Genomic DNA, 22,636 nt, shown 5'->3' on the forward strand with positions numbered 1-22,636 from the left:
GGCCCCGTCGGCGCCGAGGGCGATGCCGCCCGGCGCGAGGAGCAGGAATATCAGGGCAAGAAGCCTTGCGACCGCGCCTCGAAAATCGCTTCCGTCCGGGATTTGACCGACAGCTTCTTGTAGATGTTGCGAATGTGGCATTCGACCGTGAACCTGGAAAGGGAAAGGACCCCCGAAATCTCTCGATTGGTAAGCCCCTTGGCAACGAGGTTGAGGATCTCGACCTCGCGCGGCGTCAAGGGAGGCGGCGGCGCAAGCGCGGGCTTGCCGCGCCCCGGCCTGTCGGTGGAGGAACGGGCGCGCCCGGATGACGCCGGCGCCGACACCAGTTCCAGGATGCGCCGGGCGATGAAGGGATCGATCGGCGCGCCGCCGCGAATGGTGCTGCGGATCGAAAGTGACAGCTCGACGTCGTCGCGCTCCTTCAAGAGATAGCCGGTCGCTCCGGCATGCAGGGCTTCGAGGATGGTGTTTTCGTTGCTCCAGGCCGAGATGACGAGAATCGGCAGCGCCGCGTCGTGCTCGTGCAGGGAGCCGATGAGGTCGATGCCGTTGCCATCGGGCAGGCCGACATCGACCAGCGTCATGGCGAAGGGTTGGTCGACGAGCAGGGCCTTGGCCTGCGCGATCGACCCGGCGAAAAACAGCTCCTCCTGAGCGTAGCCAAGGCCCCTCAGGATCGAGCGCAACCGCACCTGCATCATCGGCTCGTCCTCGACGACAAGCAGCGGGCTCGGCAGCAGTGCTTCCGATGGCAGGTCGATGGCGGGATGTTCCTTGGACGACATGAACCTCGACGCGAATGGCGGCTTTCACCTGTAGCAGCCGGGCGGAAAATACCCAACCGATCGTACCCAGTCTGCCATGGATCGGTTGCCGCCGACATAGCTGGGATCAGGTAGAGCGAGCCGGGTATGGCCGTTTGTAACAGGGGCCATGTGGCGGACCTGTTTCGTGACATCCAACGGTTGCCTCCATGCCCGATCCTGCTGCAATCGGAGGAGAGACAATGCGTCAACATCTGCTGAACGGTTGGCTCGTGGCGGCCCTGGTCGCGACGACCTGCCTGCTCGGCGTGACCGCTTACGCGGAGGTGAAGGAAGACATCTCGCGCGTCGCCTGCACGCGTGGAGGACAGGCTCCTGGCGAGCGGGGCGCACGGTGTGATACCTGTGCCGCCGCGCGATGCGATGTGCGCGCATCAGGAGCCTGAGCGGCAGCCGTCAGGGGACCGCATGAGCGGCAATCCGCCAGCCAAACCGGCGCGTGCATTCGGTTCAACGATCCGCGCAGCCGAGATAGAATTTCCGATCAGACAAGCCGGATGTTGCGTGCGGGGCTGAATCCCTTGCGGCGAAAGGGTTTCAGACGCGGGCGCCGTCGAATTTTTCGCGCGCCGCCTTGACGCGCATGGTGTTGGCGCGCGCCCATTCGCTCAGTGCGCTGACGGGGATCAGCAGCTCGTGGCCGAGCTCGGTCAGCTCATAATCGACGCGCGGCGGAATGGTTGGAAACACGGTGCGGGTGACGAAGCCGTCACGCTCCAGCCCGCGCAAGGTGGTGGTCAGCATCTTCTGCGAGATGCCGCCGACGGCTGCGCGCAATTCGTTGAAACGCAGCGGTCCGTCGCCCAGCTTGCCGACGACCAGAACGGTCCATTTGTCGCCGACGCGCTGCAGGATTTCCGAGATGGCGCGGCAGTCTTCAGAGCGGTGTGGGTGCCTCGGTAACAAAAAAGTGCCTTCTTGTGCATCGCGTTTGCAGTATCTCATATAGCGCAGGTATCCAAATGATACCAGTACTTCGTGCAAGGAGAGCCCTTATGTCCAAACCCAAAATTGCCATCGTCGTCGGATCGACGCGCGCCGCTCGTTTCGCCGATGTGCCAACCCAGTGGATCGCCAAGATCGCCAAGTCGCATGCCGACATCGATGTCGAGATCGTCGACCTTCGCGACTTCCCGCTGCCGTTCTTCGACGAGGTCGCATCCTCCGCATGGGCGCCGTCGCAGAACGAAGTGGCACAGCGCTGGCAGAAGAAGGTCGCCGAATTCGACGGCTTCATCTTCACCGCCGCCGAATACAATCACGGCCCGACGGCGGTGCTGAAGAATGCCATCGACTACGCCGCCAATGAATGGAACAAGAAGCCGGCCGGCTTCGTCGGCTATGGCAGCGTCGGTGGCGCTCGCGCCGTCGAACAGCTCCGCCTTCATGCCGTCGAATTGCAGATGGCGCCGGTCAAGTCGGCCGTCCATATCGCCTGGGGCGATTTCCTCGCCGTCCGCCAGGGCGAGAAGAAGCTGGAAGACCTCGAGCATCTGAACCAGGCCGCCACGGCTCTGGTCAACGACGTTGCCTGGTGGGCCAAGGTGCTCAAGGCAGCGCGTCAGGCCGACGCCGTCGCCGAGGAAGTCAAGGCGGCCTGACCGCCGGTTCGAATTATCCTCCCAAGGATCCGGGGCGGCGCTTGCGCCGCCCTTTTTCAATTATAGCGGCTCGAATCGAAAGCTGGCACCGGATCGGACGACGCGGCCGACACCGGGCGAATCCAGATGCGCGCCGGCAACGAAACAATGATCGTCGGCAGCAAGCGCCAGCAACCGCAACCGGCTTTCGCGCGCCTGGTCCTGATCGGCATCGAATTCCCACGTCACCTCAGGTCGATCGAACTGAAGCGATGGGACGTGAACGGTGTCGCCCCAAATCAGAATGCGTTCGCCACCGCTCGAAACACGAAAGCAGCTGTGTCCCGCTTCATGGCCATGGGCTTCGACAATGTCGACATGTGTCCCGATACGGTCTCCGGCTTCGAAGGGTTCCGCCATGCCGTGAAATCGTTCGAGCCGCGCTTCGGCGCGAAAAAAGCCGAGTTCTTCCCCGGGAACGAGCAAACGCGCCAGGCGCGGGAAAGCGTCGCGGCCGTCGGCAAGCACAAGACCATGGATGTGGTCGAGATGGGTGTGGGTGAAACAGACGGCACGGACTCGTCCGGCATCGATGCCAGCTTCGTCCAGCGCCTCGGGAAGTCGGCCCATGGTGGGATGCCAAGCGTTCGAGGCACCGGTATCGATCAGGATGATTCCGTATCCATCGTCAATCGCGAAGGCATTGACGGACAGTCTGAGTTGACCACCAACCAATGCGACTTGTTGCGGCAATTCATCGCCAAATGGCTTGTCGCCGGGTTGCCGAAGCCGTCCGATCGGCATGTCGACATAGCCATCGCGCAAGGAGGTGATGCGCAAGTCACCAAGATCGTAGGTCTGATAAAGGTCGCCCGAAGCCATGCGGTGCATTTTTTCCGATCCGTTCTGCAGACAACCGGCAACATGCGACGGGCCAGCCGCGTCGGCAACCCGCCCCGTCAATTCGATCTGTGCCATGGGTGCGTGCGTCGCCTGCCGTGGCCGGATGATGCAGTCGGCGCGGCGGTCCGTTTCGTTCAACTCGCCGGCATGGTGCTGATACCCTGATGTCGCGATAGCCTCGGCCCAATCGGGGTTGGACTGCTACATCGACCGGGCTGCCATCTGGTCGCGCCCTTTGCCCTGATATATCCGGCTGCGATCCGTCACATGAGTGAAGCCGTGAAGACATCCAGCCTGACCGGCGCCGTTTCCCCGATGATCCCGGTGCTCGTATGCGCGCTTGCGATCTTCCTGCTGTCCGGGATGGATGCGGCGATGAAGATCCTGGTCATCGCGGTCGGGGTCTACAACACCTTGCTGTGGCGCAGCATGGTCGCGGCCGTGGTCGCGGGCGCAGCCTGGTTGGCGGGACCACGCTTAAAGCCGACCATTCCGGTGCTGAGGCTGCATGCGCTGCGTGCCGCAATTGTCGGCGTCGTGCTGATATCCTTCTTCTGGGGCTTGGCCAGGCTGCCGCTCGCGGAGGCGATCGGGCTCAGCTTCGTGGCGCCCTTGTTTGCGCTGTTTCTCGCCGCGCTGCTGCTGGGCGAACGGATCCGACGCCAGGCTGTCTGGGCATCGTTGGCCGGCATCGCCGGCGTCGCCATCATCATGGCCGGCCAGTTCGGGCAGGCAGACTATTCGCAGGACGCCATGCTCGGCACGGCAGCGGTGCTCGTGTCGACGGTGTTCTACGGATACAATCTGATCCTCGCCCGGCAACAGGCGCAGTTGGCCAAGCCGATCGAGATCATGCTGTTCCAGAACCTTTGCGTTGCCATCCTGCTCGGCCTCGCGGCACCCTGGCTTGCCGTCGCCCTGCCGAGCGATCTTTGGCTTCCTTTGGCCGGGGTGACGGTGCTGTCGCTCGCCGGGCAATTCCTGATGAGCTGGTCCTACGCCCGCGCCGAAGCGCAATATCTGATCCCGACGGAATACTCGGCCTTCATCTGGGCGGTCGCGCTTGGCTGGTTCTTCTTCGGCGAGGAGGCGACCTGGACCACGCTGACGGGAGCGTGCCTGATCGTCGCCGGCTGCCTGATCGCCGCGCGGGCCAATCCCAGGCTTGCCGAGCCCATCGAAGTGGCGGTTTGAGCGTCGACGTTCAACGCCCCGCCGGATCGCGAAATACCCCAGTCTCCACCTCGTGCATGAAGTGAGCGATGAGAGCCGCGCATTGGCGATGATGCGTTTCGAGAAGCATGTGCCCGCTCTCAAAGACATGGATTTCGACGGCGTCGAGGTCGCGGCTGTAGGCCATGATCTCGTCCAGCGCGAAGAAGGCGTCGTGGCGCCCCCACAGCACCAGGCATGCTGGCTGTTGGTCGCGGAGATAGGCCTGGATGGCCGGGAAGCGCGCGATGTGCGAGCCATAATCGGTGAAGAGTTCGAACTGAATGTCGGTGTTGCCGGGCCTCGCCAGGCGCTCCGTATCGAGATACCAACCCTCGGGCGGAAACAACACTTTCAGACGCTCGGGGAGACCGCCGATATATTGGTTTCGGGTCCCCTCGAAATTCATCCAGTCCGGCAGTTTGGCGCGGTTTTCTTCAGTCGGTTCGGCGAAGAACGCCTTCGGCGCGTCCCATTCCGGTCCCAGCCCCTCGTCGTGAGCGTTGCTGTCCTGGGCGATCAGGCCGAGGATGCGATCCGGCCGCCGTGTGGCGAGATGATAGCCGACGGGCGTGCCGAAGTCAGTGATGTGGAGGAAGAATCGCTGGAGGCCGAGGGCCTCGATGAAGGCTTCGATCGTGCTGGCCAGGTTGTCGAACGTGTAGTCATAGGCATCGGTGGAAGGGGCGGACGAAAAGCCGAAACCGGGCAGATCCGGCGCCACCACATAGGCTGTCTCCGCCAGCGGTTCGATGACATTGCGATAGACGTGCGACGAAGTCGGATATCCGTGCAGCAGCAGGATTGCCGGTCTGCCGGGATCGCCGGCATGACGGTAGAAGATGTCGAGGCCGTCGACATTGATGGTTTCGTGGCGGGTCTTGTAACGATTGCTGCACATCCTCTCCCTCCCAGGGGTTCCGCGCCGATCTGGCGACGCGCTGGCTTTGACACCACGTATCCGTATGATAGTGGTTACATCATGTAACCGTATAATCCGGTTAATGAGGTTATGTTCCATGGGCGATGCATACACCGAATGGGTACCGGATCACTTCATAGGCGGGCATCCCGCTTTGGACCTGTCGAACGCCGTGTTCGACCGGCGGGCGCCGGCAGCAGACAATGAACTCTTCAAGTCCGTCCGGGATGTTGCGAACTGGTTCAGCGCCTCAGGGCTTGCCGACGATCGCCAGGCGCAGGCCGTTGCCGAGATAGCGGATGGGCGGTTCGTGGAAGGGGTCCGCGAAATGCGGGAGGCGTCATTTCAGGTTTTCGATCCAATCGCCGCGGGCAAACCGTCTGCGGTCGAACCGCTCGGCGTGTTGTTCTCGCGCACGGCAAGCTCGCTTGCCGCCGGGTCTATCGAGCTGGATGGCACCAGGCCGGAGCTTGCCCTTGGCCGGTGGCGCGATCCGGACGCCGTCACCGCGTTGCTGGCCATGCTGTCCATCCAAGCGTTCTTCACCCTGCCGCGCGACAGGCTGCATTCCTGCCCTCGCTGTGGCTGGCTTTTCCTCGATACGTCGCGAGGTGGCAAGCGGCGCTGGTGCAGCATGCGCACCTGCGGCAACCGCGAGAAGGTGTCGCGCCACCGAGATCATGCCGACGTCTAGACCCACCACGTCGCCTTTGCTGCGGGCGGCCGGATGCCGGCGCGTCACTCCGGAAGACCGGCCTTGCGAAAACCATCGACGAAATGCTCGAGCGTAGCGGCGTCGCGGAATGGCTCGGTCGTCGCCCAGTGATGGGTTGTGAAATGCGGGTTGCCGACGAGGAACAGTTCAGCCTCTGCGCGCGCCTCGTCGAGCCGGCCGAGTTGGGCCATGCTTGCCGCCAGGAAACGGCGTGAGCTTGTGCGATAGGTCTCGTCACGGCGCAACGTCTCGATAGCGGCTTGGTAGTCGCGCGCCGCATATTGCGCCTGGCCGAGCGTCAGATAGTACCAGCTCGCCGGAAACGGGTTCAGCCGGAACGCCTTGCCGATGTGCTCGAGGCCCTCTTCGACCCGTCCGGCCAGGACCGCGATGTCGGACAATGCCGCCCAGGTGTCGGCCTCGTTCGGGTCGAGCTCGATCGCTTTGGCGAATTCCGCATCCGCTTCAGTGAAGCTGCGCTCATAAGCAAGCAGATAAGCCAGGATCCAGCGACAACCGGCGTCGTTGGGATCGATCGCCACCGCCTTGCGCGCCAGTTCCAGGGCAACGCTGCGGGCAGCCTCGGTTGGTCCGCCCCAATGCACCTGTCCCATCCAGTGGTTCATGGCAAGCCAACGATAGGGCTCGGCATAATCAGGATCGAGCGACACCGCGCGCGTCAGCATCAGATGCGCTTCCTGCGCCATCTGCGGCGAGTCGTCGATCAGCTTTCGCGCCCGCACGCAGAGGTCGTAGGCCTCCAGATTTCGCGGCCGATTGCGCGGCGGCGGCGCGCGCAGCCGGCCAAGCAGCGCTTCCACGATCTTGGCTGTCACCTCGTCTTGAACGGCAAAGATATCCTCCAGGCCGCGATCGAAGCGTTCCGCCCACAGATGATCGCCACTCATGGCGTCGACCAGCTGTGCGTTGATGCGCACGCGCCCCGCGGCGCGTCTTGCACTGCCTTCCAACAGGTAGCGCACGCCAAGATCCCCGGCGATCTCGCGCACGTCCATCGCTTTTCCCTTGTAGGCAAAGGTCGAGTTGCGGGCGATGACGAACAGGCCGGAGATTCTGGACAGGTCGGTGATCAGGTCTTCCGTCAACCCATCCACGAAGGGATCCTGCTCGGGATCGTTGCTGAAATTGACGAAGGGCAGCACGGCTATCGACGGTTTGTCGGGCAGCGGCAAGGGTTTTCGCCTGGCCTCGCCCAGCTGTTCGACGGCCCCCGTGAAACGGTAGCCGACGCGCGGAACGGTGGATATCCATTCGCCGTTGTCGCCGACGGGGTCAAGCAGCTTGCGCAGCTGCGCGATCTGGACGGTGAGATTGCCTTCCTCGACGGCCGTGCCCGGCCACGCGGCGTCCATCAGTTCGGCTTTTCCGAGGATTTCGCCGGGCCGCCCGACGAGTGCCGCAAGCAGGCTCAGCCCGCGATAGCCGACGGCAACGGGGACATCGTTCCGAAGCAGCGTTCCCGCACGCGGATCAAGCACGAACGGACCAAAGGCAAAACGCGATCCCTGCATAGGCGCATCTATAGGGCCGCTCTGGCTCGTTTGGAAGTTTTGGGAACTATTTGGGAGGGCTTAATTACGGCGCCGTCCGTATCGCGCAGAATTCAACCTCATCGAGAGCCCCAGGCCCTCAAACCATATGGAGGTTGCCATGACCAATACCCTCACTTGTGCAGCGCGGCCGGGAACGCCCGTGCGGCCGGCATCGCGCCGGCTCCTGAAGACCCTGCGAAGCATCATCGCGAGCTGGCACGATCGGACCTGGCGCGAGCGCATACGCTTTCGCTGGCAGCTCAGGCAAATGTCGAAGGACAATCCGCATCTGATCGACGATATCGGCCTGACGATACAGCAGGTCGAGGAAGAGATCGCCAAGTCCTTCTGGGAACGATAGAGCGAAATGCCGCAAATCGCGTCGACCGTCAGCGCACCGCCTCGCGAGGGGCGCCGGCCAGGCGGGTGGCGATCAGCTTGTCGATGCGGCGGCCGTCGAGATCGACCACCTCGAAGCGCCAGCCCTGCGCGTCGACGCACTCGCCAGTCGCCGGCAGATGGTGCATGTGCGACAGCACATAGCCGGCGACGGTTTCGTAATCGCGGTTTTCCGGCAGGTCGATGCCGAGAATGTCGGCCATCTCGTCGGCCTGCATGTAGCCGGCGAGCAGCCACGAGCCGTCCTCGCGCTTGACCGCGTTTTCCTCGTCGCCGGCGTCGGTGTCGGCGCGGAACACGCCGGTGATGGCTTCCAGAATGTCGGCCGGGGTGACGATGCCTTCGAAATGGCCGTATTCGTCATGCACCAGCGCCATCGGCACGTCGGATTCCTTTAGCTTCTGCAGCACATCGAGCGCGTCGGCCTGGTCGTAGACGATGGGGGCTGCGCGCACATGCCTGCGCGGATCGAGCACGCGGCCGGCAAGCAGTGCGGCCAGCACATCACGCGTCTGGACGACGCCGACCATGACGTCGACGCCGCCGTCGCCTGCCGGCAGGCGCGAATGCTGGGTTTCCATGAGCAGCTTGCGGATGGCCGCCTCGTCGGATTGCAGATTGATCCAGTCGACTTCGGTGCGCGGCGTCATCACCGCGCGCACGGCGCGGTCGCCAAGCCGCATGACGCCGGCGATCATGCGCCGCTCGTCGGATTCGATGGTGCCGTGATGCTCGGCCTCGGCGACCAGCATCTTGATCTCCTCGTCGGTGACCTTTTCCTCGCTTTCGCCGCGCTGGCCGAGCAGCCACAATATGGTGCGGCCGGAGAAGTCGAGCAGGAAGACCAGCGGCGCCGAGACCGTGGCGAGGATGGTCATCGCCGGAGCGACCCTGGCTGCGACCCGCTCGGGATCACGCAACGCGATCTGCTTGGGCACCAGCTCGCCGACGATCAGCGAGAAATAGGTGATGATAGCAACGACGATGCCGACGCCTAGCGGGTCGGCGACAGTCTCGCGGATGCCGGTCGAAGCCAGGAACTGCGCCAGCCGTTCGCCGAGCGTGGCGCCGGAAAAGGCGCCGGAGAGGACGCCGACCAAGGTGATGCCGATCTGCACCGAGGACAGGAACTTGCCGGGATTTGAGCCAAGATCAAGGGCGCGGCCGGCGCCATTGGTGCCGCGGTCGATCATCGCTTTCAGCCTGGCCGGGCGCGACGAGACGATGGCGAGCTCGGACATCGACAAAAGGCCGTTCACGCAGATGAGGACGACCACGATAGCGATTTCGACGTATAACATGAGCGGTCAATAGCATTGTGGCGCGGTCTTCGAAAATAGTCCGGCGTGATTTTTGAGAAATGACCGGTATTTCGCTCACGCGGCATCCCAGGGCGGCGCCGAAAAATGTTCGACGAGGGCGTCGACGACAACCCGCACCTTTGGCGTGAGCGCGCGCGTCACCGGCCAGACGGCATGCACGACGATGTTCTCGACCAGGCATTCCGACAGCACCATTTCGAGATCGCCGCTTTTGAGGCTGTCGGCGGCCAGCCATGTCGGCAGGAAGGCGATGCCGCAGCCGGCGAGCGCCGCATCCAGCATCGGTTCGCCATGGCCGAGAACGAGCCGCGCCTTGGGCACGAAGGTTGCGAGGTGGCCGTCGGAATGTCTGATCACCCAGGGGCGGACGATGCCCTCGCGACCGTAGCCAATGACGCTGTGATCGGCGAGATCCTCGACCGATTGCGGCCGGCCATGCCTGTCGAGATAGTCGCGAGCCGCGCATATGGCCGAGCGCTGAGCGTAGAGGCGCCTGGCCGCTAGCGACAGGCTGTCATCGAGTTCGCCCATGCGGATCGCCAGGTCGATGCCCTCCTCGATCAGGTCGACGCGGCGGTCATTGAAGGAGACTTCCACCGTCAGGTCCGGAAATTTCCTCGAAATCTCGAACAGCACCGGGGCGACGCAACGTCGGCCGAAGGCCAGCGGCACGTCGACCCGAAGCCGGCCAGACGGGACCTGCCGACGCGAGGCGAGCAGCGACTGTGCGGCTTCGATCTCGGCCAGGGCCCGGACGCAGGCTTCATAGTAGCTGATGCCTTCGCTGGTCGGACTGAGACTGCGGGTGGTGCGGTTCAGCAAGCGAACGCCGAGCCTCTGCTCCAGCTGCGCGATCGATTTGCCGATCGCCGACTTCGTCACATGCAGCCGCTCGCCGGCGCTAGTGAAGCTGCCGGCCTCCACCGCCTGAACAAACGCAACGGTGCCTTGCAGGTCGGCCGTTTCCATGGCAATTTCCTATTGTCGACTTTTAGTCCGCAATCAGTGTCAAATTATACCGCACGGAAGCACTATTTTCTATAGTCGAAAGGCATAAATGTCTCGCCTGGCATCAATGCACGGAGCGCGAGACGACATGAGCACCCCAATCAACAGATCCTGGCAGATGAGCGGTTTTGGCCTGTCGAGGCTAAGCCAGGTGGAAGGCAAGGTGGCCGAGCCAGGGCCGCACGATTTGCTGGTGCGGACCAAGGCCGTATCGCTCAACTACAAGGACAAGATGATCGTGGACGGCGTGCTGATCCCCGACCTTGCCTTTCCCTTCGTGCCGACATCCGACGCGGTGGGCGAAGTGGTGGCCGTCGGCAGTGCGGTCAGCCGCTTTCAGGTCGGCCAGCGCGTGCTTGGCCAGGTGATCGCCGATTGGCCGGATGGCGACGCACCGCCGGTGCTGCATAAGCACACGCTGGGGTCGTCGCTGTCGGGCATGCTTTCCGATCATGTCATCTTCGGCGAGGACGCCGCGGTGCTGGCGCCGCCGTCGCTCGGCGACATCGAGGCCGCGACATTGCCGATCGCGGCGCTGACGGCCTGGTTCGCCATGGCCGAGGCGACCAAACCGGTGCCGGGTCAGACCATTCTGATCCAGGGCACCGGCGGCGTGTCGCTGTTTGCGCTGCAGTTCGCCACTGCGTTCGGCCTGCGCGCCATCGTCACCTCAAGCAGCGATGAAAAGCTTGAGCGGGCGAGAAAGCTTGGCGCCTGGCAAGGGATCAACTACCGCACGCAACCGGCCTGGGACGATGCCGCGCGTGAGCTGACGAACGGGCTGGGCGTGAACCACGTGCTGGAAATGGTCGGCGGCGACAATGCACGGCGATCTCTGAACGCGCTGGCCGCCGACGGCCGGCTGTCGATCATCGGCCTGCTGGGCGCGATGGAGCTCAGCTTTCCCATCCTGCCCTTCATGCGCAACCGCATCACCGTGCAGGGCCTGTCGATCGGCCATCGCCGTGCTTTCGAGCGCATGAATCAGGCGATCGAGGCGCTGGCGATCAAGCCGGTCATCGACAAGGTCTTTGGCTTCGATGAGGTGCCGCAGGCCTTGCAACATCTGGAGAAAGGGCCGTTCGGCAAGATCGTGATCACCACGACCTGACTTTTGCGATGTCATGGCAACTGCTTCAACACGCCGACAATTGCCTCGCCGTCCGTAAAATAGGGATCGCCGCCGCCATTGCGTCCCGCCTTGGTGGCGCCGACGCCCGATATGTCGCTGGTCGAGAGCAGCATGCCGGCAGTGGCCAGGTCGCGCATCAGGAAATCGCGCTCGGCGTCGATGTCGGGGCCGATATGGTGGGTGACGGCGCCGGTGTCGTGGCTGAAGCCGACGCCGCGATCGAAGCTGGCCGAGCCCAGCCACAGCGGCCGGCCATCGTCGCCGCTTGCATCGGTCTGCCAGAAGCGGACATGATGCCGTCGATCGGCGCTGATGCCCTCCGGCTTTTCGAAGGCGAGATCCTGGGCACGGCCATCGAACAGCAGCCTGCTGACCGGCGCATCGGGATAGGGGTGGTCGAACAGCACGCTTTCACCGATCTCGATCGCGGTCTTCAGGGTGACGGCGTCGGCGGTGTCCCAGCCGGCAACGGCAAAGGCGTGGACCACCTCCTTCTGCGTGCCGACAAGGCCGACATTGATCGGGTCGCCCGGAATGCCTTGCGGCGTGTGCGTCAGCATCTCGAAGCGATGCGTGCGAAAACCTCGATCGCGGAACGTCCAGAATTCCGGTGCGGCGAAATAGGCGAGCGCCAGATACGCGGCCAACAAGGTCGCCGCCCAGATCATAATGCGTCGCCGAACGCTTCGTTGACCCATGAATGCCGCTCAAATGTTCCTGCATCACATTAGGCGTTGTCATGGCATTCAGGCAAAGGATACCCGGCACCGATCTAACGGCAGGCGCGATAACCGTTCTTGCGGTTCTTGATGTCGAAATGAAAATGGTTGCGGTGGTCGTAATTGTAGCCGGGGCCGAGCACGGTGGTGAAGTACTGGCAGCCGTCGGCGCGCACATTGTTGAGGAAGCCACGGGTGCGGAAGGCGAACAGGCCGGGCTTGCGCACGTCGATGTCGTCGCCATTGTTGAGCTCGATGCTCATGACGTCGAGCGCATTGCCCTTGCCGTGTTCGGACAGGACGCCTTCGCCGGCAATCCGGCGGCAGGAATAGCTGGAGCCCTGGTGTATGATCTTGACGCCGGAGAAATAACGCCAGCGGGCGGAGGGAACGAGTTCGTTCTTCGTCCAGCCGGCAAAGGTAGCTGCCATGTCGCAGGTCAGGGTTGCGGCGGGTTTCATCTGGATGTTGCCGATGGCCGAGACCTTGACCGGATAATCGATGCCGCACTGGCCTTCATGGATCGGCGCCAGATCGGTGTAGACGACATCGAGGCGCTTCAATTGCTGACGGCAGTCGGTTTCGCTGGCCGGCATCTGCTCGACGGGCGACATCGGCTCGTCCATGCGCGGATAAGCGGCCTGCGTCATGTACGGATTGGAAGGGACAAGCTTCTGCATGCCGGCATATTGCGGCACGGCAGCCGTCTGCGCGCCGACGTCGACGGCCGGCTGCAGCGACAGCACACTGCCGGTGTTGCAGGCGGAAAGCGCCGCCAGCGCCAGACCCGCGGTCAGCATTGCTGCATATTTTGACTGGCGCGCGGTGGCGAAAAACACGGCCCGAAATTTGCCGGCCATTGGCGGAATCCCGTTGATGGATATCCGGCATTTTAACGATCAAGGGTAAAGGAAAACTCAGCGTCCGCGTTCATGCCTGCGGCCGAATTGCGGCACGCGGCCTGGATCAGCCATGATCACTGGCAGAACGTTCCGCCATGACGGCGCGGTTCGAGATCGAGATGGAAATGCAGGGAATGATCGGCGTCGGCGCCTGGGCCGAGCACCGTCTTGAAGGGTCCGCAGGCGGCCTTGCGAACATTGTTGAGGAATTTGGCGTCTTTCTCCGGCGGCGCCGGGCCGACCTCGATCTTCTTGCCGTCCGACAGCGTGAAGCTGGCGATGTCGAGCGCGTTGCCGAACGCGTGTTCCGACAGTTTTCGTGTGCCGTTGCGTGGCCGGCAGACAAAAGCCGATGCCTGGCCGATCGATTTCAGGTCCGCACCGAATTCGGCTTTCGCCGCCGGCTGGATGACATCGGCGGCAAAATGCGCCGTTGCCTCGGCCATCTTGCAGTTGAGCTCGGTTCCAGGGGCAATCGCGATCGACTTTCCAAGGGTCTTCAGCACGATGGGGTAGGGAATCGAACAGCCGATTTCGGGCTGGCTTTCCGCCTTGTGCTCTTCGAATTCGACGCCGAGCGTCTTTAGCCGTTCGCGGCATGCGACTTCCTCGGCCGGCATTTTTTCATCTGGCACGTCGGCCGAGCGCGGATCGGGCAGCATCTTCTCCTCGTCCGCGTCCGCCGGCTTTTGCGGTGGCTGCGGGGCGACGGTTGGCGGCTGGGCCTCGGGTTCTGCAATGTCAGGCTTTCGTGTCGGCGTTGGCGCGACGTCCGGCGGCTCCGGCTCGTTTTCCCCGGTTGATGGCTCCGGAGCCAATGGCTCGGGACGTGCCTGCTTTTCCTGGTGGGATTTTTCTTCCTTGAAACGGTCGGGCGCTTCCGCGGCTTTCGGCCCTACGCGCTTTTGCTCCTCGGTCTTTGCAGCTTCAGCCTTTGGTGCGTCCGCCGGGCGTGGTTCGGGCACCGGAATGCCGGGTTGGGTTATCGGAGTGCCGGGTTCGGGCACGGGAACATCGGCAGGCGAGGGCAGCGATGTCTGCGTTTTCTGCTGTGTCTGCTTTGGCGTGACCTGCCGGTGGCGCCGTGGTTTCAAACGCTTTCCGCCCCTTGGTTTCAGGGGCTGGTCGGCTCGTGGTGTCAGCGGCTGCTCGACCCGCGGCGTCGGGGGCTGGTGATGCCGATGGCGATGTCTCGCCTCGACCGGCATCACCAGCAAGGCCGTGACGGCCACGGTCAACGCAATCCTGCACATTCGGGAAAAGACGATCGACCCCATCGCCCTCAACGGCGCCGACGCAAGGTGGTTGCCTTGGCCGCATCACGAACGGTAACCGCTCCGTTACGCACCGATCGCTTCCAGCCCTTCCTCCAGCCAGTCGGCGAGCAGCGGCATGCCAAGCAGGTATTTCGCGGTGCGCTTGTTGGCGCGTTCGCGCGCGGCGGCCAGCGCGTCCGCCCATTCGGTGGCGTCGTAGTCGCCGCGACCGACCCAGGCCAACGCGATCAGCTCGGCTGCTTCGTCGACATTGAGGTCGTTGATCAGCTCGCGCAGCTCTTCTTCGGTCAGGTTCTCGGAGCTTTCCTCGGCAAGGCCGTCATGGTGATGGTTGACATGGGACTCGCCGTCGAGTTCGACCTCGTGCTCGGCGCCATCGGCATAGTCTTCATTGACGGCCGCACTCAGTGCCTTGGCCTTGAGGATGAACAGGCGCACCGTGTCGGGGCCGATCGAAAGCTCCCAGTCCTTTTCAAGCCGCCGCTGCAAGGGCCGTCTCCCTCAGGTCGTTTGCCGGATGATAGCGGATTTGCGGCATCCGTCACCTGATGTTCTCCCGCCCGCATTTTTCCGGGATGAAACGCAAGCCGACCGGCGTTAGTATTGCATTCTCACCCCTCCAGGAGGTTTCGATGCATAAAAGAATGCTGATCCAGGCTGCGACCGCGCTTCTCGCGCTGCAGTTCCTCGCTGTTCCCGTGTACGCCGCCGGCAGCGGCGGCAGCGGCGGTGACGAAACCGTCACCCAGTGCAAGAAGGGCCAGGTCTGGGACAAGAAGAAGAAAAAGTGCGTCGCGCCCCAGGAAGGCATGCTCGACGACGACAGCATCTATGATGCAGGCCACGCGCTGGCGATGGCCGGGCGCTATGACGAGGCGATTGCCGTGCTCAGCCTCGCCGCCAACAAGCAGGATCCGCGCATCCTCAACTATCTCGGCTATTCGCACCGCCATTCCGGCCGCGTCACCGTCGGCCTCGGCTATTACGAGGAAGCGCTGCGCATCGATCCGAACTACACGCTGGTGCGCGAATATCTCGGCGAAGCGCATCTGCAGATCGGCGATCTGGCCGGCGCCCAGCAGCAGTTGATGGAAATCGAGAAGCGGACCGGCAAGGGTTCGCGTGAATATGGCATGCTGGCCGAGCAGATCGACCATTTCATGAGAAGCTGAAAAGATCCCAGGGCTCTTCCAAGCGGCCGCGAGCGATCGCGGCCGTTTTCTGTTGCCCCCGGTCTCATTCATCGCCCCCGACTGATGAAAACGGGGATGATTTTAGCAAAACCGATTTTTGGGCGTGAAAAACCCGCTGACATTGCTATATTCAGGGAAATTGCGGTGAAACGGTTCCGTAAGCTCGAGGCTGCCGGACCCGTTTTCTTTTTGTACCCATCGACAAGGCTTTCCCCGATACGCGGGGGTGGCAGCAGGAAAGGCAGGCATCATGAACAAGGTCCCGATGACAGGCGAGGGGTTCGCGTCATTGAAGGAAGAACTGCGCTGGCGCCAGCAGGAAGAGCGGCCGCGCATCATCGAGGCGATCTCCGAAGCGCGCTCGCATGGCGACCTGTCCGAAAATGCCGAATATCATGCCGCCAAAGAGGCCCAGAGCCTCAACGAGGGCCGCGTCAACGAGCTTGAAGATTATATTGCGCGCGCCGAGGTGATCGACGTCAGCAAGCTCAGCGGCGACAAGATCAAGTTCGGCGCCACCGTGGTGCTGGTCGACGAGGACACCGAGGAAAAGAAGACCTACCGGATCGTCGGCGACCAGGAGGCGGACGTGAAGTCCGGCCGCATCTCGATCTCCTCGCCGATCGCGCGTGCGCTCATCGGCAAGGAAGTCGGCGATGCCATCGAGGTCAACGCGCCTGGCGGCGCCAGGGGGTATGAGATCGTCCAGGTGCAGTTCATCTAGGACCTTTGATAATTCTACTCTGGCGGCCGACTACAGCGCCGCGCGTCCTCTCGGACGCGCAGAGGACGCTGTAGGATTTTCAGTTAGCGCATGATCCCTTTCCGAAAATCAATCACGATTTTCGGGGTCATGCGCGGGCGGTTTTCTGCGCTTCCGGTGCTCACGTACTTTAAGTACGCGCCGCTCCGGTTCTCGAAGAACCACGCTATTCGACTCGCCAGAGCGAATTCTGAAAGGTCCTATGCCGGCGCTTGTAGTTTAAGTGCCAATAGCTTTTCTGCTTCCGCCACTACCTCCACCGGCACAACACGCCCCCCATGCGAGGCCAGCAGTGTCGATGCGTAGCGTCCGCGCGGGCCGGTCAGACCCGGCTCTGTTGCCAGGAAAATTGCGACCGTCGGCAGGCCAAAGGCACTGGCAAGATGGGTCAGCCCGGTGTCGGCGCCGATAACCAGCGTCGAGCCGCCGATAGTCGCGGCGATTTCGGACAGCGGCGATTTCGGTACCACGATCGTTGACGGCACGGCGCCTGCGATTGCCTCGGCTACGGTTTTCTCACGCTCGTTCGACCAGGTCGTGACCGGCGTCATCCCCCGCTCAATCAGGAGGCGGGCGGTTCCGATCCAGTCTTCGGCCGGCCATTTCTTGTCTTCGCGGCTGGTTCCGTGCAGCAGGAAGGCGGTTTTTCCAGAAGTGCCCGCCAGGGTGCCGGCGGGCGGCACGATGCCGGAGTCCAGCGTCGAAAGATCGGGTTGATAGGCGAGCGCCAGGCCAAACAACCGCCGCGTCCGTTCGATGGCGTGGAGGTCGCGCGGGACGGCATACGTGGCATCGTAGAACAGCGTCGCTGAGGGTTCGCGCGCGCTCGAACGGTCGAAGCCGGCAATGGGTGAGCCCGCCTGTCTTGCCACCAGGGCCGATTTCAGCAGGCCTTGCGCGTCGATGACCAGATCGTAGCGGCAATTGCGCAAGGTGCGGCGCAGGGCGGCCGCCTCGCGCCAGGTGGCGCCGTCAAGCAGCGCCTTGCGCCAGCGCCGGATCGCCACCGTATGAATCTTGTCGATCGCCGGGTGAAGCGCGACGATTCCGGCGAATGCCTCTTCGACGCACCAGTCGAAGGTCAGGTCCGGGCGGTGGCGACGGGCATCCTCGACCGCCGGAAAGGTGTGGATGACATCGCCCATCGACGACGTCTTGACGATCAGCACCTTCATGCCGCGGCCGGAATTTCCAGCAGCCGGTCCGCCGCTGCCGCGACCTGGCCGACTGCCAGCGTCTTCAGGCAGTTGAGGTGGCCGAGCGGACAGACCTTCTGGTGGCAGGGCGAGCACGACAGGCCGAGCCAGACCAGCTCGCGGCGCTCCGCCAGCGGTGGCGTGTTTTCGGGCGAGGTCGAGCCGTAGACGGCGACGATCGGCGTGCCGACGGCGGCCGCGACATGCATCAGTCCGCTGTCATTGGACACAGCCAGCCTGGCGGCGGATATCAGGTCGATGGCGTCCTCCAGCCGCGTCTGTCCGGCGAGGTCGACGACGCCGGGGACCAGGGCTGCGATCTCCGCCGTCACGTCGCGGTCGTTCTTCGAGCCGAACAGCGCAACCTTCAAGCCTTTGCCCATGAAACCGCTGGCAAGCCCGGCATAGCTTTCGCTGGGCCAGCGCTTGGCAGGGCCGAATTCCGCACCGGGCATCAGGGCCACGAATTTCTGCGGCGCCAGCCCGAAACGGCCGAGCAGGTCGACCTGGTTTTTCGTGTCCACGCTAAGCCGTGGCGCCCGGAAACTGCCGCCTTGGGCAAGGCCGAAATAGGCCTGCGCGGTGCGTCGTTTGATGCTGTCGGGCAATGGCACGATGTCGGTCAGCAGGCCATAGCGCATCTCGCGCAGATTGCCGACACGGCGCGGAATGCGGGCAAAGAACGGAATCAGCGCCGACTTCCAGCTGCCCGGCAGGATATAGGCCATGTCGTAGCGGCCGCGCAGCAGGCGGCCGAAGCGGCGGCGATGGGTGAATTCGAGCGCGCCGGGTTTGAGCGGAAAATCGATCTGCTGGCGGATTTCGGGCATGCGCTTGACCAGGGGTGCTGCCCAGGCCGGAGCCAGCACATCGATGGCGGCGTTGGGATGCAACTCCTTCAGCGCCGAAAACAGGCACTGCGCCATCACCATGTCGCCCACCCAGCGTGGGCCGATCACGAGGATCGTTGGGCTTTCAGCCATTCGACATAGTCTCTGACACCGGTTTCCACTGTCCGGAATTGGCCATTGTAACCGGCCGCGCGCAAACGGGACATATCAGCTTGCGTAAAGCTCTGGTAGCTGCCCTTGAGATGGTCGGGAAAGGGGATGAATTCAATCTCCCCTTTACCCAACGTGTCGATCACCGTTTCGGCGATGGCGCGGAAGGGCTGGGCACGGCCGGTGCCGCAATTGAAGATGCCGCTTGAGCCCCGTTTCCACAGCCACAGATTGACGTCGGCGACATCGCCGACATGGATGAAGTCACGGCTTTGTTCGCCGGGTCCGAACCCGTCATAGGCGCCGAACAGTTTCGGGTTCTCGCCTCGCTCGACCTGGTTGAACAGATGGAGGGCGACGGAAGCCATGGCGCCCTTGTGCGCTTCGCGCGGGCCATAGACGTTGAAGTAGCGCAAGCCTACGACCTGTGAATGGTCGGCCTGCCCGGCGAACACGGTTCGCCTGACATAGTCGTCGAACAGCTTCTTGGAATAGGCGTATACGTTGAGCGGCCGTTCCAACGCGGGTTCCTCGAGGAACTCCGAGCCGCCGCCATAGACGGAAGCCGAGGAGGCATAAAGGAAAGGCACGCGCAAAGTCTGGCTTGCATGCAGCAACCGTTTCGAGAAGGCGTAATTCACCTCCATCATGAATTTGCCGTTCCACTCGGTGGTGGTCGAGCAGGCGCCCTGGTGGAACACGGCCTCGATGCGGCCGAGCGAGCCGGCCTCCATGCGGGGCAGGAAATCGTCCTTGTCGAGATAGTCGGCGATCTTGAGATCGGCAAGATTGACGATCTTGTGACCGTCGGTAAGGTCGTCGACGACGAGGATGTCGTCATGCCCTTCGGCATTCAGCGCGGCGACGATGTTGGAGCCGATCATGCCGGCGCCGCCCGTGACGATGATCATGAAGGACCTCTGGTTGCTTTGCGATTCCGGTCCTTATAGGGGAGGCTAGCCGGGCTGTCGACAAAGCCAGGTGCATGCGCCTGTCCTGCCATTTTATGCGCTTGTCTGTTTTGTCCATTTTGTCTATTATGGACAAAATAGGGTATCCCATGAAAAACTATCCGTCGACCGATCTGAAACAGAATCTTGGAGATGTGCTTGCAGCTGCCAGCCAGCAGCCGGTCTCCATCACTCGCCACAACAAGCCGAGATACGTCCTGATGAGCATCGAGGCCTACGAAGCGCGCTTCGGCAACGACAGCCGCCGCGTCTACGCTGCGAAGGACGCCCCGACCGAACATGTCGAGATGCTCGAGGAGTACGCCGCGGAATTGGACCGTGATTAAACCCGCTGCTGCGGACGTCTGGCGATATCCATATTTTTGGCATCGCCAACACGGAGACGGCGAGACCGAAGGCCGGAAGTCACGGCCTGTGGCCTTTGTGGCTGTCCTTCCTGGGAAAGCCGGGGGTACCAACCTCTTCATACTTGCAATCACTTCCACACAGCCGGGTCGTGATCGCGTTGCAGTCAGCATCCCGGAAATTGAACGCCACCGTGCGGGCCTCGATCCTATGCCCCTTTGGGTCATGGTCGATGAGTACAATCATGATATCCTGGAAGCGTCGGCCTATTTCGAGCCGGGTGCGCGAATTGGCGCGTTCAGCCCGTCATTTCACAAGAAAATTATGTTCGCTTTTACTGCGGTTGTCCGCACGGGTCAGTCCAAAGCAATCCCGCGCGCGGACTGAATCGACAGGGCAGAGCACGATCGTGAGGGACCAAAAATGCCATCGACCGAACTGCTCATCGCGTTTTTCGCCACCACAGCGATCTTCGCCTACATTCCAGGCCCGGCCATGCTCTATGCCGCCGCGCAGACGATGGCGCGCGGCCGCTGGTCCGGCCTGACGGCGGCGCTGGGCATTCATCTGGGCGGCTACGTGCATGTTTTCGCCGCGGCCGCCGGGCTGTCGGTGCTGTTTCATGCCGTGCCGACGCTCTACCTGGCGGTCAAGCTGGTCGGTGCGCTCTATCTGATCTGGCTTGGCATCTCGCTGTTTCGCAAGCGCACGGACGGCGATGCGGCGCTGCCTGCCATCGAGCGCAAATCGGCGCGGCGCGCCTTTTTCGAGAGCATCACCGTCGAGGTGCTCAATCCGAAGACAGCGATCTTCTTCATGGCGTTCCTGCCGCAATTCATCGACGCCTCGGCGGCGTTTCCGGTCTGGCTGCAGTTCGTCGTGCTCGGCACGATAGTCAATCTGATGTTCTCCTCGGCCGATATCGTCTGCGTGTTCCTGGCGGGCGCCGTGATCGGCCGCCTGCGGCGTTCGAGCCGCGCCCAGCGGCTGATGCAGCGGGCGGGAGGGGCGGTGCTGGTCGGGCTGGGCATCCATGTTGCCCTGCAGAAGAGCTGACGCATCGGACACTCGCGGGTCATGTCCTGACGTTGCGCTGCGTGGATTTGCGGTATATCGGCAGGCATGAACGATCCGGCCCGTAAATTGACAATTTTCATCACGATTGAGATTTGCCTTACCCTCGCGTTGCCAGTGACATGATCAAGCACAATCCGCCTTCTCCAGAACCATTGCACCGCGCCATTGCGCGGTTCGGCCAGGCCACCGTGCTGGTGGTCGGCGACTTCATCCTCGATCGTTTCGTCAACGGCGTCATCGAGCGGATCTCGCCGGAAGCGCCGATCCCGGTGCTGCATGGGCGCGGCGAGACCTCGACCATGGGCGGCGCCGGCAATGTCGTGGCCAACATCGTTTCGCTCGGCGCTGCCGCTGTCCCCGTTTCCGTCATCGGCGCCGATCTGGCGGGCGACAGTCTGGTGCGGATGCTGCGGGAACTTGGCGCCGATACGGCGGGCCTCGCGCAGGAGCCTGGTCGCATGACATCGTCCAAAAGCCGCTTCAGCGCGCTCAACCAGCAGGTGCTGCGTTTCGATGAAGAGGAGATCAAGCCGCTCGGCGCCGCGGAGCGAGCCGGCCTGATCCGGCATTTCCGCGCCGCGCTGGCGCACGCCGACATCGTCATCCTGTCCGATTACGGCAAGGGCATCCTGCTCGACGGCGTCGCCGGCGACTTGATCGCCATCTGCCGCGAGGCTGGAAAGCCGGTGCTGGTCGACCCGAAGGGCCGCGATTACGCGCGCTATGCCGGGGCGACCGCCATCACCCCCAACCGCAAGGAACTCGGCGAGGCCGTCGGCCATGCGGTGTTCGCCGATGACGAGATCGTGGCTGCCGCGCGCCAGCTGATTTCGGCACATGGTTTCGATTTCGTCGTTGCGACGCGCAGCGAAAAGGGCATGAGCGTGGTCGGCCCCGACGAGGCGCGCCACATCGCCACCCAGGCGCGCGAAGTGTTCGACGTTTCGGGCGCCGGCGATACGGTGATCGCGAGCTTCGCGCTGGCGCTGGCCGTAGGCGCCGATACGGTCATGGCCGCTTCGATCGCCAATGCCGCTGGTGGCGTCGTTGTGGGAAAACGCGGCACAGCGCGGCTGACGGTCGAGGAACTCACCGGTGCGCTGTTCCGTTCACATGGGCCGACCGCCCACAAGGACGCCATCCTCGACGCCACATCGGCCGCCCGCATGGTGGCGGCGTGGAAGGAAGAGGGCCTGAGCGTCGGCTTCACCAATGGTTGCTTCGACATCCTGCATGCCGGCCATGTCAGCTTGCTGCACGCGGCGCGAAGCCAGTGCGACCGGCTGGTGCTCGGCCTCAACAGCGATGCCTCGGTGCGGCGCCTGAAGGGCGCCGGCCGGCCGGTCAACAACCAGCACGACCGCGCCTGCGTGCTGGCAGCACTCGCCTCGGTCGACGCGGTCGTGGTGTTTGAGGAAGATACGCCGCTGGCGCTGATCGAAGCGCTGCTGCCCGACATACTGGTCAAGGGCGCCGATTACACGGTCGATACCGTGGTCGGCGCCGATGTGGTGCAGAAGGCCGGCGGACGCGTCGTGCTGGTCGATCTCGTCGCTGGAAAGAGCACCACCAACACCATTGGCAAATTGCGCGCCGGCGGCACCACAAACTGAGGGTTT

At 63.2% G+C, this 22,636-nt stretch carries 26 protein-coding genes; 12 read left to right on the forward strand and 14 right to left on the reverse strand.

What is annotated here, in order from left to right:
- Positions 1 to 50: 50 nt before the first annotated feature.
- Positions 51 to 788, reverse strand: a complete 738-nt coding sequence (locus tag P3C39_RS00785; protein WP_275952445.1) for a response regulator transcription factor — start codon at positions 786 to 788, stop codon at positions 51 to 53.
- Positions 789 to 1,009: 221 nt separating this feature from the next.
- Between P3C39_RS00785 and P3C39_RS00790 the strand changes: the two genes are divergently transcribed.
- Positions 1,010 to 1,213, forward strand: coding sequence for a hypothetical protein (locus P3C39_RS00790; protein WP_081714341.1), 204 nt, complete (start codon positions 1,010 to 1,012; stop codon positions 1,211 to 1,213).
- Between the two features lie 151 nt (positions 1,214 to 1,364).
- Here P3C39_RS00790 and P3C39_RS00795 read toward each other — a convergent pair whose 3' ends face one another.
- A complete protein-coding gene (locus P3C39_RS00795; RefSeq protein ID WP_024504168.1) occupies positions 1,365 to 1,733 on the reverse strand; it encodes a helix-turn-helix domain-containing protein in 369 nt (122 codons plus the stop codon).
- A gap of 89 nt (positions 1,734 to 1,822) precedes the next feature.
- On the opposite strand from P3C39_RS00795, the gene P3C39_RS00800 reads away from it, so the two are divergent.
- A complete protein-coding gene (locus tag P3C39_RS00800) occupies positions 1,823 to 2,428 on the forward strand; it encodes an NADPH-dependent FMN reductase (protein ID WP_013530052.1) in 606 nt (201 codons plus the stop codon).
- A 60-nt stretch (positions 2,429 to 2,488) separates the two neighbouring features.
- Here the strand turns inward: P3C39_RS00800 and P3C39_RS00805 are convergent, their stop codons facing one another.
- A complete protein-coding gene (locus P3C39_RS00805) occupies positions 2,489 to 3,385 on the reverse strand; it encodes an MBL fold metallo-hydrolase (protein ID WP_346016424.1) in 897 nt (298 codons plus the stop codon).
- A gap of 192 nt (positions 3,386 to 3,577) precedes the next feature.
- On the opposite strand from P3C39_RS00805, the gene P3C39_RS00810 reads away from it, so the two are divergent.
- On the forward strand, positions 3,578 to 4,504 hold the full coding sequence (locus tag P3C39_RS00810) for a DMT family transporter (RefSeq protein ID WP_013530053.1): 927 nt from the start codon (positions 3,578 to 3,580) through the stop codon (positions 4,502 to 4,504).
- A 10-nt stretch (positions 4,505 to 4,514) separates the two neighbouring features.
- On the opposite strand, the gene P3C39_RS00815 is transcribed toward P3C39_RS00810, so the two are convergent.
- A complete protein-coding gene (locus P3C39_RS00815; RefSeq protein ID WP_275952446.1) occupies positions 4,515 to 5,543 on the reverse strand; it encodes an alpha/beta hydrolase in 1,029 nt (342 codons plus the stop codon).
- Between P3C39_RS00815 and P3C39_RS00820 the strand changes: the two genes are divergently transcribed.
- Positions 5,542 to 6,138 carry a CGNR zinc finger domain-containing protein gene (locus P3C39_RS00820; RefSeq protein WP_275952447.1) on the forward strand — a complete coding sequence of 199 codons (597 nt, stop codon included), beginning with the start codon at positions 5,542 to 5,544 and terminating at the stop codon, positions 6,136 to 6,138. The two genes, P3C39_RS00815 and P3C39_RS00820, sit on opposite strands and share 2 nt — an antisense overlap.
- A 44-nt stretch (positions 6,139 to 6,182) precedes the next feature.
- Here the strand turns inward: P3C39_RS00820 and P3C39_RS00825 are convergent, their stop codons facing one another.
- A complete protein-coding gene (locus P3C39_RS00825) occupies positions 6,183 to 7,691 on the reverse strand; it encodes a winged helix-turn-helix domain-containing tetratricopeptide repeat protein (protein WP_275952448.1) in 1,509 nt (502 codons plus the stop codon).
- Between the two features lie 139 nt (positions 7,692 to 7,830).
- Here P3C39_RS00825 and P3C39_RS00830 point away from each other — a divergent pair, with 139 nt between their 5' ends.
- Entirely contained in the window at positions 7,831 to 8,073 is a 243-nt protein-coding gene (locus P3C39_RS00830; RefSeq protein WP_127366201.1) for a DUF1127 domain-containing protein, read from the forward strand.
- A gap of 28 nt (positions 8,074 to 8,101) precedes the next feature.
- On the opposite strand, the gene P3C39_RS00835 is transcribed toward P3C39_RS00830, so the two are convergent.
- Both P3C39_RS00835 and P3C39_RS00840 read right to left on the reverse strand, forming a co-directional pair.
- On the reverse strand, positions 8,102 to 9,412 hold the full coding sequence (locus P3C39_RS00835) for a hemolysin family protein (RefSeq protein WP_024504164.1): 1,311 nt from the start codon (positions 9,410 to 9,412) through the stop codon (positions 8,102 to 8,104).
- 75 nt (positions 9,413 to 9,487) lie between these two features.
- Positions 9,488 to 10,402, reverse strand: a complete 915-nt coding sequence (locus P3C39_RS00840; RefSeq protein ID WP_027162120.1) for a LysR family transcriptional regulator — start codon at positions 10,400 to 10,402, stop codon at positions 9,488 to 9,490.
- A 127-nt stretch (positions 10,403 to 10,529) separates the two neighbouring features.
- Between P3C39_RS00840 and P3C39_RS00845 the strand changes: the two genes are divergently transcribed.
- Positions 10,530 to 11,552, forward strand: coding sequence for an NAD(P)-dependent alcohol dehydrogenase (locus tag P3C39_RS00845; RefSeq protein WP_275952449.1), 1,023 nt, complete (start codon positions 10,530 to 10,532; stop codon positions 11,550 to 11,552).
- Positions 11,553 to 11,563: 11 nt separating this feature from the next.
- Here P3C39_RS00845 and P3C39_RS00850 read toward each other — a convergent pair whose 3' ends face one another.
- The 4 genes from P3C39_RS00850 to P3C39_RS00865 all read right to left on the reverse strand — a co-directional run bounded on the left by P3C39_RS00850 (position 11,564) and on the right by P3C39_RS00865 (position 14,960).
- Positions 11,564 to 12,271, reverse strand: coding sequence for an LssY C-terminal domain-containing protein (locus tag P3C39_RS00850; RefSeq protein ID WP_063168816.1), 708 nt, complete (start codon positions 12,269 to 12,271; stop codon positions 11,564 to 11,566).
- Positions 12,272 to 12,345: 74 nt separating this feature from the next.
- Positions 12,346 to 13,152 carry an extensin family protein gene (locus P3C39_RS00855; protein WP_275952450.1) on the reverse strand — a complete coding sequence of 269 codons (807 nt, stop codon included), beginning with the start codon at positions 13,150 to 13,152 and terminating at the stop codon, positions 12,346 to 12,348.
- Between the two features lie 116 nt (positions 13,153 to 13,268).
- A complete protein-coding gene (locus P3C39_RS00860; RefSeq protein WP_275952451.1) occupies positions 13,269 to 14,432 on the reverse strand; it encodes an extensin family protein in 1,164 nt (387 codons plus the stop codon).
- A gap of 102 nt (positions 14,433 to 14,534) precedes the next feature.
- Positions 14,535 to 14,960 carry a DUF3775 domain-containing protein gene (locus P3C39_RS00865; protein ID WP_013530064.1) on the reverse strand — a complete coding sequence of 142 codons (426 nt, stop codon included), beginning with the start codon at positions 14,958 to 14,960 and terminating at the stop codon, positions 14,535 to 14,537.
- A gap of 143 nt (positions 14,961 to 15,103) precedes the next feature.
- Between P3C39_RS00865 and P3C39_RS00870 the strand changes: the two genes are divergently transcribed.
- A complete protein-coding gene (locus tag P3C39_RS00870; RefSeq protein WP_013530065.1) occupies positions 15,104 to 15,643 on the forward strand; it encodes a tetratricopeptide repeat protein in 540 nt (179 codons plus the stop codon).
- A 271-nt stretch (positions 15,644 to 15,914) separates the two neighbouring features.
- Entirely contained in the window at positions 15,915 to 16,388 is a 474-nt protein-coding gene (gene greA, locus P3C39_RS00875; protein ID WP_013530066.1) for a transcription elongation factor GreA, read from the forward strand.
- Positions 16,389 to 16,627: 239 nt separating this feature from the next.
- Here the strand turns inward: greA and waaC are convergent, their stop codons facing one another.
- The 3 genes from waaC to rfaD are packed head-to-tail and all read right to left on the reverse strand — an operon-like array spanning position 16,628 to position 19,535.
- Complete coding sequence (waaC, locus tag P3C39_RS00880) at positions 16,628 to 17,602, reverse strand: lipopolysaccharide heptosyltransferase I (protein ID WP_024504158.1); 975 nt, start codon at positions 17,600 to 17,602, stop codon at positions 16,628 to 16,630.
- Entirely contained in the window at positions 17,599 to 18,606 is a 1,008-nt protein-coding gene (waaF, locus tag P3C39_RS00885) for a lipopolysaccharide heptosyltransferase II (RefSeq protein WP_275952452.1), read from the reverse strand. The genes waaC and waaF overlap by 4 nt, the downstream gene beginning before the upstream one ends.
- Positions 18,579 to 19,535: an ADP-glyceromanno-heptose 6-epimerase gene (gene rfaD / locus P3C39_RS00890; protein ID WP_127368152.1), complete on the reverse strand. Its 957-nt coding sequence runs from the start codon at positions 19,533 to 19,535 to the stop codon at positions 18,579 to 18,581. The genes waaF and rfaD overlap by 28 nt, the downstream gene beginning before the upstream one ends.
- 149 nt (positions 19,536 to 19,684) lie before the next feature.
- Here rfaD and P3C39_RS00895 point away from each other — a divergent pair, with 149 nt between their 5' ends.
- From P3C39_RS00895 to rfaE1, 4 genes are all read left to right on the forward strand, one after another.
- A complete protein-coding gene (locus P3C39_RS00895) occupies positions 19,685 to 19,921 on the forward strand; it encodes a type II toxin-antitoxin system Phd/YefM family antitoxin (RefSeq protein ID WP_024504156.1) in 237 nt (78 codons plus the stop codon).
- Complete coding sequence (locus P3C39_RS00900; RefSeq protein ID WP_245460886.1) at positions 19,914 to 20,327, forward strand: hypothetical protein; 414 nt, start codon at positions 19,914 to 19,916, stop codon at positions 20,325 to 20,327. The genes P3C39_RS00895 and P3C39_RS00900 overlap by 8 nt, the downstream gene beginning before the upstream one ends.
- 36 nt (positions 20,328 to 20,363) lie before the next feature.
- A complete protein-coding gene (locus P3C39_RS00905; RefSeq protein ID WP_275952453.1) occupies positions 20,364 to 20,996 on the forward strand; it encodes a LysE family translocator in 633 nt (210 codons plus the stop codon).
- A 140-nt stretch (positions 20,997 to 21,136) separates the two neighbouring features.
- Entirely contained in the window at positions 21,137 to 22,630 is a 1,494-nt protein-coding gene (gene rfaE1, locus P3C39_RS00910) for a D-glycero-beta-D-manno-heptose-7-phosphate kinase (RefSeq protein WP_275952454.1), read from the forward strand.
- Positions 22,631 to 22,636: the final 6 nt, after the last annotated feature.

The sequence above is a fragment of the Mesorhizobium sp. XAP4 genome (assembly GCF_029269325.1).
GTDB classification, from domain to species: Bacteria; Pseudomonadota; Alphaproteobacteria; order Rhizobiales; family Rhizobiaceae; genus Mesorhizobium; species Mesorhizobium ciceri.